The 15,478-nt window shown below is 72.6% G+C and carries 14 protein-coding genes and 1 pseudogene; 7 read left to right on the top strand and 8 right to left on the bottom strand.

Features of this window, described 5'->3' with window-relative positions; genetic code table 11:
- Positions 1 to 19: 19 nt before the first annotated feature.
- Positions 20 to 1,369 (bottom strand): transaminase, encoded by a 1,350-nt coding sequence (locus ACZ4N5_RS23780; RefSeq protein ID WP_467759069.1) that lies wholly within the window; start codon positions 1,367 to 1,369, stop codon positions 20 to 22.
- 327 nt (positions 1,370 to 1,696) lie between these two features.
- Here ACZ4N5_RS23780 and ACZ4N5_RS23775 point away from each other — a divergent pair, with 327 nt between their 5' ends.
- Positions 1,697 to 2,389 (top strand): hypothetical protein, encoded by a 693-nt coding sequence (locus tag ACZ4N5_RS23775; RefSeq protein WP_467759068.1) that lies wholly within the window; start codon positions 1,697 to 1,699, stop codon positions 2,387 to 2,389.
- 64 nt (positions 2,390 to 2,453) lie between these two features.
- On the opposite strand, the gene ACZ4N5_RS23770 is transcribed toward ACZ4N5_RS23775, so the two are convergent.
- Both ACZ4N5_RS23770 and ACZ4N5_RS23765 read right to left on the bottom strand, forming a co-directional pair.
- The gene (locus ACZ4N5_RS23770) at positions 2,454 to 3,533 is read right to left on the bottom strand and encodes a dipeptidase (protein ID WP_467759067.1); all 1,080 of its coding nucleotides are present in this window, start codon (positions 3,531 to 3,533) and stop codon (positions 2,454 to 2,456) included.
- Entirely contained in the window at positions 3,530 to 4,915 is a 1,386-nt protein-coding gene (locus tag ACZ4N5_RS23765) for an amidohydrolase family protein (protein ID WP_467759066.1), read from the bottom strand. The genes ACZ4N5_RS23770 and ACZ4N5_RS23765 overlap by 4 nt, the downstream gene beginning before the upstream one ends.
- 142 nt (positions 4,916 to 5,057) lie before the next feature.
- On the opposite strand from ACZ4N5_RS23765, the gene ACZ4N5_RS23760 reads away from it, so the two are divergent.
- The gene (locus tag ACZ4N5_RS23760; protein ID WP_467759065.1) at positions 5,058 to 5,945 is read left to right on the top strand and encodes an IclR family transcriptional regulator; all 888 of its coding nucleotides are present in this window, start codon (positions 5,058 to 5,060) and stop codon (positions 5,943 to 5,945) included.
- Positions 5,942 to 6,892, top strand: coding sequence for an ornithine cyclodeaminase family protein (locus ACZ4N5_RS23755; RefSeq protein ID WP_467759064.1), 951 nt, complete (start codon positions 5,942 to 5,944; stop codon positions 6,890 to 6,892). Before ACZ4N5_RS23760 ends, ACZ4N5_RS23755 begins: the two co-directional genes overlap by 4 nt.
- Before the next feature lie 192 nt (positions 6,893 to 7,084).
- Here ACZ4N5_RS23755 and ACZ4N5_RS23750 read toward each other — a convergent pair whose 3' ends face one another.
- The 4 genes from ACZ4N5_RS23750 to ACZ4N5_RS23735 form a co-directional block, all read right to left on the bottom strand.
- On the bottom strand, positions 7,085 to 7,540 hold the full coding sequence (locus ACZ4N5_RS23750; RefSeq protein ID WP_467759063.1) for a hypothetical protein: 456 nt from the start codon (positions 7,538 to 7,540) through the stop codon (positions 7,085 to 7,087).
- 294 nt (positions 7,541 to 7,834) lie between these two features.
- Positions 7,835 to 8,461 carry a sigma-70 family RNA polymerase sigma factor gene (locus ACZ4N5_RS23745; RefSeq protein WP_467759062.1) on the bottom strand — a complete coding sequence of 209 codons (627 nt, stop codon included), beginning with the start codon at positions 8,459 to 8,461 and terminating at the stop codon, positions 7,835 to 7,837.
- 356 nt (positions 8,462 to 8,817) lie between these two features.
- Positions 8,818 to 9,555: a YqjF family protein gene (locus ACZ4N5_RS23740; protein ID WP_467759061.1), complete on the bottom strand. Its 738-nt coding sequence runs from the start codon at positions 9,553 to 9,555 to the stop codon at positions 8,818 to 8,820.
- A gap of 61 nt (positions 9,556 to 9,616) precedes the next feature.
- Positions 9,617 to 10,318 carry an SDR family NAD(P)-dependent oxidoreductase gene (locus tag ACZ4N5_RS23735; RefSeq protein ID WP_467759060.1) on the bottom strand — a complete coding sequence of 234 codons (702 nt, stop codon included), beginning with the start codon at positions 10,316 to 10,318 and terminating at the stop codon, positions 9,617 to 9,619.
- Positions 10,319 to 10,555: 237 nt separating this feature from the next.
- On the opposite strand from ACZ4N5_RS23735, the pseudogene ACZ4N5_RS23730 reads away from it, so the two are divergent.
- The 4 genes and pseudogenes from ACZ4N5_RS23730 to ACZ4N5_RS23715 all read left to right on the top strand — a co-directional run.
- Positions 10,556 to 10,704, top strand: a pseudogene (locus ACZ4N5_RS23730) (VOC family protein); the annotation flags it as partial.
- Between the two features lie 254 nt (positions 10,705 to 10,958).
- Positions 10,959 to 11,846, top strand: a complete 888-nt coding sequence (locus ACZ4N5_RS23725) for an oxygenase MpaB family protein (RefSeq protein WP_467759059.1) — start codon at positions 10,959 to 10,961, stop codon at positions 11,844 to 11,846.
- A 114-nt stretch (positions 11,847 to 11,960) separates the two neighbouring features.
- Positions 11,961 to 12,563 carry a hypothetical protein gene (locus ACZ4N5_RS23720; protein WP_467759058.1) on the top strand — a complete coding sequence of 201 codons (603 nt, stop codon included), beginning with the start codon at positions 11,961 to 11,963 and terminating at the stop codon, positions 12,561 to 12,563.
- Positions 12,564 to 13,086: 523 nt separating this feature from the next.
- Positions 13,087 to 14,121, top strand: coding sequence for a MerR family transcriptional regulator (locus ACZ4N5_RS23715; protein WP_467759057.1), 1,035 nt, complete (start codon positions 13,087 to 13,089; stop codon positions 14,119 to 14,121).
- A 61-nt stretch (positions 14,122 to 14,182) separates the two neighbouring features.
- Here the strand turns inward: ACZ4N5_RS23715 and ACZ4N5_RS23710 are convergent, their stop codons facing one another.
- Positions 14,183 to 15,388 carry a cysteine desulfurase-like protein gene (locus ACZ4N5_RS23710; protein ID WP_467759056.1) on the bottom strand — a complete coding sequence of 402 codons (1,206 nt, stop codon included), beginning with the start codon at positions 15,386 to 15,388 and terminating at the stop codon, positions 14,183 to 14,185.
- Positions 15,389 to 15,478 lie beyond the last annotated feature (90 nt).

The raw sequence follows: 15,478 nt of genomic DNA, 5'->3' as shown, positions 1-15,478 counted from the left end.
CCAAGGTTAACGGGGCCGTTCAGCGGACCAGTTCGGCCAGGGCCGCGGCGAAGACGTCGGTGTGCCGGTCCACGTCCTCCTCGGTGGTCGCCGGGCACATGAGCGCCATGTTGTGGAACGGGGTCAGCAGGATGCCCCGGTTGGCGAGGTAGAGGTGGAGGAAGTCCTCCAGCTCGGTGTCGGCGGCCGCGGCCGATTCCGTTCCGGTGCGCGGCGCGGGGTCGGCGAACCGGTATTCGGTACGGGCTCCGAGCCAGCTCACCGACCACGGCAGGGCCCATTCCTCGATGCCCGCCCGCACCCCGGCCTCGAAGCGTTCGGAGAGCTTCGCCATCGTGTCGAATGTCGCGTCGGTGAGGACGTGTTCCAGGGTCGCGCGCATCGCGGCCACCGAGAGGGCGTTCCCGGCGAGGGTGCCGCCGACGCCGCCCATGTCGACGAGGTCCAGGTCGGCGCGGCCGAGCAGTCTGTCGGCGAGTTCGGCGGAGAGCCCGTACGCGCCGGCCGGGATCCCTCCGCCGATCGCCTTGCCGATGGTGAGCAGGTCCGGCTCCAGTCCCCAGGCGGCGGTGCAGCCACCGGGGCCCGCGGAGAAGGTGTGCGTCTCGTCGTTGATCAGGAGGGTCCCGTACCGGCGTGTGAGGGAGCGGACGCCTTCCAGGTAGCCCGGCTCGGGCAGCACGATGCCGATGTTGGTGAGCGCGGGTTCCATGAGGACGGCGGCCACGTCGCCGTGGGCGAGCTCGCGCTCCAGCTGCGCCAGGTCGTTGAACTCCGCGACGCGGCTGGTGAGGGTGACGTCGCAGGGGGCGCCGACGTTTCCGGGGCGGGCCGTGCCGTGCCCGTCCGGGCCGACCACGATCAGCGACTCGTCGACGCTGCCGTGGTAGCTGTAGCTGTTCACCAGGATCTTCGGGCGGCCGGTGACCGCCCGTGCCAGCCGGATGGACCAGCGGTTGGCGTCGGTCGCGGTGAGCGAGAAGCTCCAGCGCGCGAGCCCGAAGCGGCGGGTCAGTTCGGCGCCCACCCACTCGGCGTCCTCGGTGGGGAGCATGGCGGTCGCGCCGCCGCTCTCGGCGAACCGGGTGCGCACCGCCTCGGCCACCACCTCCGGGGAGTGCCCGGCCATCGCGCCCGTGTCGCCGAGGCAGAAGTCGATGTACTCGTGCCCGTCGATGTCGGTGATGCGGGCGCCGCGCGCGGTGTCCAGATAGCGCGGGAAGGCCCCCGCCGTCTTGTTCATCCAGGTCATCGGGACTCTGCCGAACAGGTGGTCGGCGCGCTCGTACGCGGCCTTGGACCGCGGGTTGCGGCGCTCGGCCTCGGCGCTCTCACGAGCCAGGAGCTGCTGCAGGCGAGTGCGGTCCATCGAGGGACTCCTCTGTCGGTGAACTGTGAAGGTGAAGTCGGTGGCCGAGCTCGATCGGCAAGCGGATTCCGCAAGAGTACGAACGTATACACCGTCAGAGCAAGATCAAACAATGGATTCGACTGTTCAGACAACTGATTCAGCTGCACGACGCTCGATTCGGTACTCGCCTTCCCGAAACGAACCCGCCCTAGATGCATCACAACCGGTCGGAATGAGTCAACCAGTGATCGCCTTCGTATCTGTGGATCAGCGCGGAGTCGCCATCCGAATCAGCGCGCGGTCGCCGGTGTGCGACCGGCGACAGGAATCGTCAAGGAGTGGGGCATGGCAGGGACAACGGGGGAATCGGCCTGTGCGGGACGGAGCCGGACGGAAGTACTCACGTCCGGTGAAGGGGCCGTGTTCGTCGACGAGAGCGGGCGGCGGCGTTCCTGGCTGCGCAGCATGGGCTGGATCGTCGCGGTCTCCTGCGTCTGCTTCGCCACGGCCCTCGCGGCCCTGGTGAGCGGGAGAGACTCGGCGGCGCCCTGGCTGCCCCTGCCGAACGGGGCAGGGAAGGCGCACAAGGACATCTCGGCCGCCGACGGCGCGTCGCGCGTCCAGGAGCGGCCCACGGGCACCCCGTCCCCGTCGGCCCTGGCGCCCGGAGCCGCATCCGCGAGTCAGGGCGGGGAGTCCGTCGGGAACGTGGCCCCGCCGACCGAGGGCCCGGCCGCCGCCCAGCCGGTCGGCGCCGTCGGGTCCGCGGACCAGCCCTCTCGCCGTGGCGCGAGCGCGGCACCCTCTCCCTCGGCCGTCTCGCCGAGCGGTCGGGCCAGTGCGACACCCCCGCACGTCACTCCCGCCACCCCGGCCGTCGAGGCGTCCGGATCCCCGTCCCCCGCTCCGAGCGGCACGCCCGGGGCGGCCACGTCGTCGCCGTCGCCGGACCTGAGCGGCTCGGCGACCGCCGAAACGGCCTCGGCCGGGAACCCGCCGACACGCATTCGGGTCACGGGGCTGCCGGCTTCCGGATGACCGGCAACGCGCTCGGTCTCCGGCAGCCGAACCACCGGTGGGGCCGCCCGGGTGCCCGAATCGGCTAGCCGGAAACCTCCGGGGCCCACACGCGGTCGGCGTAGTCCAGGAAGTTCCTGCCGAGGATCTTCTCGATGCGCTCGGAGCTGTAGCCGCGCTGTTCCAGGAGGCGGACGAGTTCCCGGAACTGGTCCACTCCGCGCAGGTCGAGCACGAAGGGAAGCGTGTCGTCGCGCTCCCCCGCCGCGCCGACACCGGCCTCGCGCCGCAGGGCCACATGTTCGGCGAGATGCGCGCGGTACGCGTCGAGGTCGTCGATGGAGGTGACGGTCCCGTCGGTACCGATGCCGACGTGGTCCTCGCCGCACACGTCGACCGCGTGGACGATGTGCTCCACGACGTCCGCGGCCGTCGCATGGCCCGACACGTTCAGGAAGGGCATGAAGTAGATGCCCACGAAGCCACCGCGCGAGGCCACCAGGCGCAGTTCCTCGTCCGTCTTGTTGCGGGGGAGGTCGGCGAGCGCCCGGCAACCGGTGTGGTTGATCGACACCGGGCGCCGCGCCGTCTTGGCGGCGTCCAGGCAGGTGCGCTCACCACTGTGGGAGAGGTCGACCATGAGGCGGTGCTCGTCGAGGGCCTCGACGACGGTTCGGCCGAAGTCGGTGAGCCCCCGGTTGGCGGGCGCCATCGAGCCGTCGCCGATGTGGTTGGCCTGGTTGTACGTGAGCTGGACGACCCGCACGCCGAGGTCGGCGAAGGTGGCGATGCGCCCGGTGTCCTCGCCGACCGCGACCGCGTTCTGGAAGCCGTAGATGACGCCGATCCGGCCCTCCTGCCTGGCCCGGTGGAGGTCGGCGACCGTACGGACCTTGAGGAGGTCGGCCGCGTTGTCCCGGATGATCCCGTCCCAGACGGCGATCTCGTGCAGGGTGTGCTCGTACGGCGGCAGATCGCCCATCGTGTAGCCGAGCGTGATGTTGACGGCGGTGAGCCCCGAGGCGTGGGCGTCGGCCAACGTGCGGGCGTCGACGGTCAGTTGCTCGCTGGAGGGGTTGAGCTGCGCGGCGGCCTCAACCGACTGGGGAGCGTTCGGGTTGTCGAGCTGCCCGAGCGCGTTGATGATCATGGGGAGGGCGGTCATCGGGTCTCCTCGACGGGGTGGGTCGCTCCGGGCTCTTCGCCCTCGGGCGTCCGGACGCGGTCGGACCGGCCGGCGCCGGTGCTCTCGAAGTCACGGCGCTCGAAGCGCCGGCCTCGCTTGACGGTGAGCGTGACGCTGCGCAGGTGCTCGATGTCCCGCAGCGGATCGTCCTCCAGGACGACGAAGTTGGCGAGCTTGCCCGCTTCGACGCTCCCCATGATGTCCTCGGCGCCGGCGCTCCGGGCACCGATCAGCGTGGCCGATCGCAGCACCTGCTCCGGTGACATCCCGCAGCGGTGCACGAGGAACGCCAACTCCTCGTACAGGGCGGGGAAGGGGTCCTTGGGATCGGTCTCGTAGTCCGTCCCGGTCGCGATGTCGACACCGGCCCGGTGGGCCTGGGCGGTGAGCACAGCGGCGAGTTCGGTGTTGGCGGCCGCCCGCGCCGCGTCCTCGGGACCCTCGCCCGCGAGGGCCTCGCTCGCCCACATGCCCGCGGTCGCGTCGAGGACGGTGCCTCGCCGCCGCATCAGCGCGAAGAGTTCCTCGATCCGGTGGTCGTCGCCGGCGGCGAACCGCTCGTACTCGACGCGCGGCTTGTTCTTGTAGCTGATCAGAGGTGAGTCCGTGCCCTCGAAGGCGAGCAGGGTCACGTGCGAGACGGTGTCCGCGCCGGCCCCGACGATCTGGCCGGGCGTGGCCGGGAAGACGGTGGCGTGGGCCCAGACGGGGATGCCCTGGCGGTGCGCCTCCGCGGTGATCGCCGCGACGGTGGTCTGGTCGAGATCCGCGTACACCTTGATCGCGGCGGCGTGCGTTCCGCGCGCCAGGGCGACGGCCAGCCGCAGGTCGGTGTCCTTCGTGATCGCCTGCATCCACGGCACGGCGCCGGGCGTCTCGCCCTGGGACACCTGGTGGGTGCGGGGGTCGTCGAAGAAGCCGGGTCCGGCCATCAGCGCGGCGTAGCGGATGTCGGGGCCGGGGATCTCGCCGACGAGCGTGGCCCTCGCCAGGTCGCCCACCTGGCGCAGGTCGTCGGCCATGTCGCGGATGGCGGTGACCCCGCTGTAGACGAGCCGGCGCAGCACCGCCTCGGCGACCGGCCGGTCGGGCGGCGTCGCGATGTGCTGGTGCGCGTCGATCAGGCCGGGGACGACGAAGCGGCCGTCGAGGTCGAAGACCTGGGCGTCGGCGGGCAGGTTCTCGGCGATCACGGCATCGTCCCCGACGGCGCGGATGACCGGGCCGTCGATCACGATCGACGTCGAGCCCCGGGCAGCCCGCCCGGTTCCGTCGAACAGCGTCGCGCCGCGGTACACCGCGACGGCTCCCTTCACAGCGGGAGCGTGCGGGGCCGGTGCGCCCGAAGCCTCGTCCGTCATCTTCACCTCAGTAGTCGCTCTGTCCGGGCCGGTCAGGAGCTCGATCCAACCGTTGTTACGCTCTACGTAACAGACGTATCGTCTCTCGCAACATGCGCTACCGTACGCTCGCATCTCGCGACGCCACAAGGAGGGGTCGGAAGTGCCCGAAGCACCCCGCACCGCGGTGGACAAGGCCCTGGACCTGGTCGAGGCCGTGGCCCGCGCGTCCCAGCCCCCGCGTCTCACCGACCTGGCCGAGGAGGTCGGCCTGCATCGCGCGACCGCCTATCGCGTGCTCGTCGACCTGGTCCGGCGTGGCTGGGTGCTGCGCGCCGGCGACCGTTATCTGCCCGGCACGGCGGTCCTGCAATTGTCGTCCTCGGCGGCCCGGAACTCACTCGGAGCGCTCGCCCGACCGGTTCTCGAGGCGCTGTCCGAACGCACCGGCATGATGGTCAACCTTCAGGTGCCCGAGGTCGACCGCTCGCGCGTGATCGACGTCGTACGCCCCGACCGCCTGGCGATGATCAGCAGTCTGACCGGCGAGGCCCTGCCCGTTCACCGGTTCGCCGGTCCCCTCGCCCTCGTCGCCGCCCTCGCTGCGGCCGACCGGGTCCCCTACCTGCGTGTCGCGGAGGAGGCCGGACACCCGCTGACCGGAGCCGACGGGCTGCTGGCCGACGTCGAGCGTGCTGAACGGACCGGATTCGCCGTCGAGTTCGGGCGCAACGAACAGCCGGTCGCCTCGCTCGCCCGTGCCGTGGTCACGCGCCCCGGCGCGCCCGTCTGCGCCCTCACCCTGGTCGGCCTGGGCGCGGAGTTCGACGAGGCCCGGCTTCCCGGTCTGCGGGAGCAACTGCGCGAGGCGACGGACGAGTTGGGGCGGATCCTCTCCGGCCCTGGAACCTCGGGAGCCCCCGAGGTCTCCGGAGTCTCCGGACAGGCCTCTTCTCGTCCCGTGTCCTCGTACCGGCCCACGGCCGCACCCATGTCCCAGCCCGCGTCGGGGTCTACGTCCACGTCCACGTCCACCGAAGGTCCGGCATGAGCGAGCTCCTCTTCCTCGACGGGGCGCAGACGCGCGCCGCGCTCGATCCGCACCGCGTCCTGGAGGCCGTGGCGGCGGCCCTCGTCGCCGTCTGCCGTGACGAGGTCTCCGCGCCGCCGCGGATCGCGGCGCACGCGCCGGGCGGCCTGCTCGGTGCGATGCCCGGACATGTGCCCGGTCTCGGGCTCGCGGCCAAGCTCGTCTCCGTGTTCGCCGACCCGGCACGGCCCGGACGCAGCAGTCACCGGGGCATCGTCGCGCTCTTCGACGAGGCGGACGGCCGCCCGCTGGCCCTCATGGACGCCGAGCCTCTCACCGAGATCCGCACGGCGGCGACCGCCACACTGAGCGCCCGGGCCCTGGCCCGTCCGGACGCCACCCGGGTCGCCGTCATCGGCACCGGTGCCCAGGCGCGTGCGCAGATCGCGCTGCTCGCGGCCCTGGATCCCCAGACACCCGTCTCCGTCGCCGGCCGCGATCCCCGGCGCGCCGAGAGCGCCGCCGCTCTCCACCCGGCCGGCCGGATCACGGACGGCATCGAGGCGGCGGTGCGCGGGGCCGACACGGTGTTCTGCTGCACCGGCGCCGTGCGGCCGGTGATCCGTCGCGCGTGGCTCGCCCCCGGCGCGCACATCAGCTCGGTGGGCGGCTCCCACGGACCCGAGCTGGACGCCGACACCGTCCGGGACGCCACCCTCTTCGCCGAGTGGCACGGCGCCGCCACGACCCGGCCCCCCTCCGGCGCACACGAGTTGCAGGACCTCCCGCCCGACCGGTCCGTGACGCTCCTGGGTTCGGTCCTGGGCGGCGAACACCCCGGCCGACGCGACGCCGACGAACTCACCCTGTTCAAGTCGACCGGCCATGCCGCCCTGGACGTCGCGGCGGCACACGTCGCCCACGCCGTCGCCACCACGGAGGCATGGGGCACGCGCCTCGCCATGTGAGCCTTCACCGTGGCTCGGCGGCGAACCGGGGCACGGCTGGGGCACTCAGGGCAGTCCGCACGGCGGACCTGATCCAGAGGGAGAACGCGCGGCTGGGGTACTCGCGATCAGTCCCCACGGCGGACTGATCCACAGGGAGATCGCGCGGCACGGCCGACCCGGTCCGCCGCAGCTCGGTCCGCCACGGATGCATCATTCGGATGGAGACCGCGCGCCGCGACCCCTACGGAGGTACCGCGCGGCGGCTCGACGCGCAGCGGAAACGACACCACGCAGGTGCGCGGCTCCGGGTGGGGCGGCCGTGGCGGGCTCGTGACGCCGAGCTGTGGAGAAGGGGTCCAGCGGCGCGCGCACGGCCGACGGGCCGGGCCAGGGACCGCGTTCGGACGCCTGGTTCGCGCGCTCCGCGCGCACCTCGCTCAGAACGGCCTCCCACACCCGGGCCGGCGGGCTCACCAGGTGGTCGCGCGGGAAACCGTCCCGGCCGGCGGCTCCGGCCCTCTCGAAGGCGGCGAACCGGCCGCGGCAGATCTCGCAGTCTTCCAGGTGCGACAGCCCCTCGCCGGACCAGGGCGCGCGTTCCCCGTCCAGGACATGCAGGGCGAGGTCGGCGGACGAAAGGTGGCCGGACGACTGGGTTTCGGTCATAAGGCGCCCCTTCATGTGCGTCCCGCATCGCCGTGGGCGGACGTCACATCCGCGTGCGCGTCCACGGCACGAGGAACGGCTCCGCGTCGGGACGACCCGTGCTCCGAAGGGCGCCCGTCCCTCCCTCTTCCCCGGAACGCCGCCCTTTCGGATGCACGGACCCTCTCCCCCGGAATGCCGCCCCTTCGGATGCACGGACCCTCTCCCCCGGAATGCCGCCCCTTCGGATGCACGGGGGACGGCACCCGTCCCGCACCGTCGGCGCGCGAGCCTCACTCCGTGCGTCCGCTCGCGTCACGCACGGCAGCCGTGCTCGCCGACCTCCTGGAGGCAGCGGCTCAGCCCGTGCAGTCCACGACGTGCGTGGCTCTTGACCGTTCCCAGCGGCCAGCCGGTGACCTGGGCGATCTGGGTCTGCGTGAGATCGTCGTAGAAGGCGAGGCTGAGCACGCGCCGCTGAGCCAAGGGCAGCTTCGACAGTTCGTGACCGACGAGCACTCGGTCCAGCACCGCGTCGGGCTCGCCGGACCGGTCCGGTGCGCGCAGCGACATCACGGCGCCCGCGGCCGCCACGAGGTCGGCGCGGCGTGTCCGGGCGTGCAAGGCGTCGGCGATCTTGCGCCGGGTGATTCCGACGATCCAGGCCGCCAGGGCGCCACGCTCGGGCGAGAACCCCGCCCGCCCCCGCCACGCGGCCAGGAACACCACCTGGGTGACGTCCTCCGCCTCGGCCGCGTCCCCGAGGGAGCGCCGGGCGAGGGTGTACACCAGACGGCCCCACCGGCGGTAGGCCCCGGCAAGAGCCTGCTCCTCACCCCGGACGAACGCGGCGGCGATTTCCTCCTCGCAGAGCGACTCCTCCACCGGAGCCGTCAGCGGAGCGCCGTCGAGCGGTTGCTCGGTGGTCTGCCGTGCCCTCATGGCGACTGCTCCTCGAACCGGACGGATTGCGTCCCGTCTCCGAAACGGGCGGCCTTCGTGGGGGCCGCACCGTCCGTGAGACGTCGGGCGCGCCGGTCGCGCGGCGCGATTCCGGCTCTGCCACCATCCGAAATATCGATGCACTGCGGCAACTTGCATCGACTTCGCATCGGTTTGAGCGACGCGTCTCCGCCGGGCGCCGCCCGAGCGCTTCTCCCAGGTCGCGGACCCGGCCGGCCGGATCCGCGAGCACGGACCTCGCTGGGCTGCGGCCCGCCCGCTGGCCCGCTCGCCCGCTCGCCGTCATGCGGGAGCGGGCACGGCACGCGTCGCGTAAGGGCCCCTTCCCGGACACGTCAGGTGACGGGCAGCGGCACCGGTGTTCCGAACCGCACCGGCACACCGGGTGCGTACAGCACGCTGGCCGGCGCCTCCTGCGGAGGGGACAGGCCCGCGGCTGCGATGAGCGAGTCCTGCCAGTCGAGCAGGGCACAGCGCCGGAAGGACCACGCGGGGTGGGTGTTGGGCAGGTAGTAGGAGCGCCCGAAAGCATGCCCGTGCAGCCCCCAGCGGTTCGTGAGGAACTCCTCTACGGAGTCCGGCGTCAGGGGAGCGCTGCCCACGTCGAGCCACACGCGAGACCCGGCATTCGACGACAGTCGGCGGCTGGTGCGGTACAGCAGCCGGTTGTCGAACCACTGGCTGCGGATGCGGGACCACCGATAAGGGAGCCGGAAGGACGCGGCGGCGGCGAGCGCGGGCACCAGTCGGTCGCATTCCAGCGAGCGGAACACCACTCCGCGGCGCCCGAACGCGTCCCGGCTGTAGAGGCGGACGTTGACCTCGTCGAACGACCCGAGATACGGGAGCGCAGGGGCGCCACCGAAGGCGGGATCGCGCATACGGAAGAAGACCAGACCGACGTACGTGCGGCCGTTGTGAAGGTCGGGGACGGTGCCGGGCGGCAGCAGCCCGGCCACCTGGAACGGGTCCGCCGGCCAGTGCAGGAACACCAGGTCGCGCCAGTTCTGCCGGAAGAGCGTCCGCCGCAGGGTCCGCGGAGCGAGAGGGGTGACCGGCTCCACGGGGCGCATGGTCCGGTGATGCTGTCGGGGCGATCCACGATCGGGCACGGTGATTCCTCGGCCGCCCGTCCTACCGCTCCGTGTCGAGCGTGGCGTCACGGCCCGGCTTCGCCAGCCGGGCACCGGCCGAGAGTGCGCCGACGATCGTGTCCACCGCACCGGCGACAGGCAGTCCGGCCGGCAGCACGGGAGGGGTCCCGAGCACGGCACGGTCGGCGAAGCCCGTCTCCATGTGGGGCAGACGGATCTCGAGGACCGCGACCCCGGAGGCCCGCTGCTCGCGCCGGACCGCTCGGAGCCAGGCGGCCAGCCCCGCTTTCGACGCGGAGTAGTCGGCCATGCCGGCCGGGGCCGCGTCGGCGACGATGCCGGTGATCGCCGCGATCACCCCGCCCGGACTCATGAGGGGCAGGGCGGCCCGCAGGAACGCCATGGGGGCCAGCGCGTTGACGGTGACCAGGTGCTCGGCCACGGCGTCGCTCACCGACTCCGCCCGCCCGAAGGCGGCGGCACCGACACAGACGACGACCGCGTCCAGTCCGCCGAGTCGACCGGCGGCCCAGTTCACCGTGCGCGCGCACTCTTCGAGGTCATACGCGTCGAAAGCGCGGGCGGGAGCGTCGCCGCAGTCCTGAGACACGCGGGCGAGCGCGTCGGGATCACGGCCCTCGACGGCCACGATGGCTCCCTGCTCGTACAGTCTCAGAGCCGTGGCGGCGCCGAGGACGCCCGTCGCGCCGGGCACCAGGATCCTCGCACCGCTGATGTGCATGACACACCTCCCGCGACCCGGTTGACTCCGGGGCCGTCGACGACTCGCCTCCCTATTCGGCCCGTGATCGATACCCGGATGCGGCAGTGGACCGGCCGTGAGCAGCTCGCGTCGCCCGCGTTCCGCCCCGTTCCCCGAATCCCGGACCCAGCGGTCCGAACTAAGGGAAAAAGCAGGTCAGTTGGACTGCCGAATGCACGTCCGTCGTCCAAGCCCTGGCAGATACAAGCTCGATTGATGACCTTGGAATGGGAACAGCAATTGTTCACTCGGTCGATCCGGTGGCCCTGGGGCCGTGGTGGGCTACGGCCCTTGGTCGGGCTGTGGTCCACTCCTCCGATGAGGAGTTCGAGATCCGCCCGGAGCCGGATCGCCTCCCGGGGATGAGTTCTGCGACGTCGGCCGGCGGCGTCCGTAGCTGAGCGGCACCGCCCGACCCGGCAGAGGCAGGCCCCAATGTAGGCTTTTCCAGTGGATTCAGCCATGCTGAAGGCCGCTCGCGCGGTGCCCTCGCCGACCGGGAACCCCGCGCCCCGCGGACCGCATCCGGCGGGCCCCACCGCGGTGAATGCACCGGGGCGCCGTCACGCAATGGTGGCGGAGCCCACCCGGCACGACACGGAGGGAGGCCACCATCCCCATGAGACTGACCGGACCGGACGGCAACGGCATTCGCGAACGACTGGGCAACACGCTCTTCACCCGGGTCGCGGGCCCGGAGGGCCCGAAGAACCGCGCCCGTATCCACGGCACGCCCGGACCCCGCTGGTTCGGCCCGGACCGTCCCATCCGAACGGTCCACGGGGACGCGTCGATGTTCATCGGTGGCCTCTCGGCGCTCCTGCTGCAGTCGCTCCATCCGCTCGCCATGGCCGCCGTGTCCGCGCACTCGGGCTTCCGCGGAGACCCCTGGGGCAGGCTCCAGCGCACGAGCACGTTCCTCGCGGTGACGACCTACGGGACCGCCGAAAGCGCCCAGGAGGCCTGCGACCGAGTGCGGGCGGTCCATGAGCGGGTACGTGGGGTCACCTCGGAGGGGACGGCCTATCACGCGGCGGATCCGCACCTGCTCGGCTGGGTGCACATCGCGGAGATCGACAGCTTCCTGCGCGCCCATCAGCGGTACGGGGTACGTCCGTTGTCCGAGGCCGGCTGTGACGCGTACGTGGCCGACACGGCCCGCGTCGCCACCGCGCTCGGCGTCCTGGACCCGCCGACCAACCGCGCCGAACTCGCCGAGCGGCTGACCGAGTACCGCCGCGAGGTGCGCGCCACCCCGGAGGCTCGCGAGGCCGCGCGGTTCCTCCTGCTGAACCCGCCGGTGCCGCTCGTCGCGCGGCTCCCGTACGGGGTGCTCGCCGCGAACGCGGTGTCCCTGCTGCCCGATTGGGCCGCCGCCGAACTGCGGCTGCCCCGACTGCCGTTGATCGACAGCGTGTGTGTGCGTCCGCTCGGCTGCGCCATCACGTCGGCCGTGCGCTGGGCGATGGCCCCGTCGCGCGCGCGGATCGTCGCGCCGCTCGCGTGACCGGCCGCCGTGCCGACTCGCGCACCCGGGTGCGCCTCCCCCGCCCGTCCGCGGACCCGGGACCGAGCCGGCGAAGTGCGTGCCACGCCGGGCACCCGGCGAATGACTCTTCACGTGTCGAGAAATCTGCCGGCCCTTCCTCCCGACTTCGTCGGACGACGGGAGGAACTCGCCCACCTCGCCACGGCGTTGCGCGAGCCTCGTGTCGTCACCCTCACCGGGGTCGGCGGTGTCGGCAAGAGCCGCCTGGGACTCCAGGCGGCGGATCGGACACCGGCGGCGGGGCGGACGTGGGGTGGCCTGGGCCGACCTCCGGCCCCTGCAGGGCCGGCCGGTGGCAGCCCGGTTCCAGGTCTGGCGAGCCCTGGCGGGAGCGGGCGGAACCGCCTTCTCCTCCACGGCCACATCCTGTGCCGCCTGGTCAGGGTGTTCGCCCCGATCGCGGAGGGGCGACCGGACGAGGCGCGCCGGGAGGCGGAGGAGGTACGGCGTGGCTGCGTCGAGCGCGGTGAGCGGTGGACAAGCTCGTACGCCGACTACCAGCCGGCCCTCATCTCCCTCTCCGAGGACCGTGCCGAGGACGCCACCACCCACGCCTGGTCGATGCTGGACGGCAAGCGAGGTATCGGGGACCCCTTCGGAATCGCGCTCGGCCTGGACCTGCCGGCCTCGGCGCTCGCCGCCCAGGGCGCGGGCGAACGGGCAGTCGCCGCCTAGGGCGCCGCGGAGACGTACTGGAGCGCGGTGGGACATCCGCAGCGCGGCACGCCCGAGCTGGGCCCGGTGCGGGAGTTCTACGAGCACACGGCCCGCTCTCTCCTGGGCGACGACGGGTCGAGGAAGCACTGCTGCGCTCGGTGCTCTGCGATCCCGAGACCGTGCTGCTTCACCTGCTCGACAGCCCCGGCCGGGGTTTCTGAGGCGCGTCGGGCCCGTGCGGCACCACCGCGGGCGGGGCGCCGCGACCGCCGCGGCCCTTCCTGCGAGGGAGTCCAAGGCCGCCCCAGCCCACCCGGCGAGGACGGGCCCGACCCGCACGGCGGCTCGGTTCGTTGCATCCGCCGGGCATCCCAACGTCGAAGTAGGAGCGAGCCCCGCGGACCGACTGGTCCAGGGCGGCTCCGGAATCGAGGCGAGGCCCTGTCATGTTCTGCTCCCGCCGTACACCGGGGCGCGCCTTCCGTGGGTGGGGCACCGCTTGCGTCCGTGCTCCGCGCGCCGTTACGCCGGGGGCCGCTGCATGGAGCTGAGCGCCCGCCAGGAGGCGGAGACCGCCGACGTGGGAGTGACCACCGGGTTCCTCGCGCGGAAGCTCGGGGTGTCGCCCACGACGCTGCGCTCCTGGGACCGACGGTACGGACTGGGACCCGCGGTGCGGACGGACGGCCGGCACCGCCGGTGGTCACGCGATGACGTCTCCATGGTCCAGGAGATGTGCCGGCTGACCGCCGCGGGGCTGCCTCCCGCCGAGGCAGCCCGGGCCGCGAAGGAGGCGGCACAGGGCCGTACTTCGGCCTCTCCCGTCGTGGTCACCCGGCAATCGGCCGATCTCCGGATCGCGAAGCGCTCGTCGGTGACGTCGCTGCGCCCGGGGACCGGAGAGTCGCGGTCGGGCACCGGGCTGCCGCTGGGTGACGTGCGCCAGGAGTGCCGGGGCCTCGCGCGGGCCGCCGTGCGTCTGGACGCCTTCGCCGTCCAGGAGCAGCTGACGTCCGCGGTCCGGACGCACGGCCTCACCACGGCCTGGGAGGAGGTGATGGTGCCGACCCTGCGGGCGGTGGGCCGCAAATGGGAATCCTCCGGCGACCGCTACGTCGAGGTCGAGCACCTCCTGTCCTGGCACGTCTCCGCCACCCTGCGGCACGTGTACGTGTCCGCGGCGGGTCACGGACGGGACGGCATCGCGTCGCCCGTCCTGCTGGCCTGTCTGCCGGGCGAGCCGCACACCCTGCCCCTGGAGGCGCTCAACGCGGCGCTGGCGGAACGGGGAGTACCGGTCCTGATGCTCGGTGGTGCCGTCCCGCCCGAGGCGCTCTTGACGGCGGTCCAGCGCGTCGGCCCCTCCGCCGTGGTCCTCTGGTCGCAGTCGCGGTCCACGGCGAATCTTCCACTGGCCCGTCACATCGCCGCGACACGCTGGGGAGTACGGGGAGCGCGAACGCAGAGCCAGGTTCTGCTGAGCGGGCCGGGCTGGGGCAGGCAGTCGGGGCCGGGACTGCTCAGGCCACGGCACCTGGCCGACGCGCTCCAGTTCATTGCCGCGCTGGAGAACTAGCGGGGCTCGCACGCGGTCGGCGCCGCCTCTGCCACCCGCCACCCGCCACCTGTGACGATCACTACCGCAGGAACGCGGCCAGCCCTTCCAGCAGCCGTGCCACGTCGCCCCTGTCGTTGTACGGCGACAGACCGACGCGCAGTCCACCGGTGTCGCCGAGGCCGAGGTGCCGGGACGCCTCCAGGGCGTAGAACGATCCGGCGGGCGCGTGTACACCGCGCCCCGCCAGGAACAGGTAGGCGTCATCCGCCTTCCGGCTGTCGAACGTGAGCAGCAGGGTGGGCGTGCGATCGGCTGCCCGGGAGCGGACCGTGACGCCGGGCAGCGCGGCCAGCCCCTCCTCCATCCGCTCGCGCAGTGCTCCCTCGTGCTGCTCGATCGCTGCGAACGCCGATCGCAAGCGCTCTCTGCGCCCGTCCGTCGTGGGACCGGCGAGCCCGGCGAGGAGGTCGATCGCGGCTGTGGTGCCGGCGAGCGTCTCATAGGGCAGCGTTCCGAGTTCGAAGCGCTCGGGCACCGCGTCGGTCGACGGCAGCAGTTTGTCCGGCCGCACGTCCTCCAGAAGCTCCGGGGTGGCGACCAGGACACCGTGGTGGGGGCCGAGGAACTTGTACGGTGAGCACACGAAGAAGTCGGCACCGAGCCGGGCGAGATCCACGAACACGTGGGCCGCGTAGTGCACCCCGTCGACGTAGAGAAGTGCCCGCGGGTGCTGGTGGACCAGGCGAGAGATCTCGGGGATGTCGGGCACGGTCCCGATCAGGTTCGAGGCGGCCGTGACCGCGACCAGCCGGGTGCGCTCGGTCAGCAGGTCACCGACGGCGGCGGGCGGGAGTTCACCCGTCACCGGATCGAAGTCCGCCCAGCGCACACGGGCGCCGGCCCGCTGCGCCGCCTGGATCCAGGGACGGATGTTGGCGTCGTGATCGAGACGGCTGACGACGACCTCGTCACCGGGTGCCCAGTCCTTCGCCAGGGCGTGGGAGAAGTCGTAGGTGAGCTGGGTGGCACTGCGGCCGAAGACGACACCGGAGGGCCGGCCGCCCACCAGGTCCGCGACGGCCTGCCGGAACCCCTGGACGATCGCCTCCGCGTTCACTTCGCCCGGTGTCATCCGCCCTCGGATCGAGAGCGGGCCGGTCAGCGCGTCCGCGATCGCCCCGGCGACCCGGGCCGGAGTCTGTGTTCCGCCGGGGCCGTCGAAGTGCGCAACACCGGACAGCAGGGCGGGGATCTCGGCGCGCAGTGCGCCGACGTCGTACGTCACTCGGGCTCCTCAGGGGCGGGCGACCGCGTGCCGGTCGACCGGCACGCGGTCGGGCGGGCGAGGTCGGCGACCGGACGGGCACACACGTTC

The sequence above is a fragment of the Streptomyces sp. NPDC026500 genome (assembly GCF_055567635.1).
The sequence above is the reverse complement of the archived record's forward strand: the minus strand, read 5'-3'. Positions and strand labels throughout refer to the sequence as shown.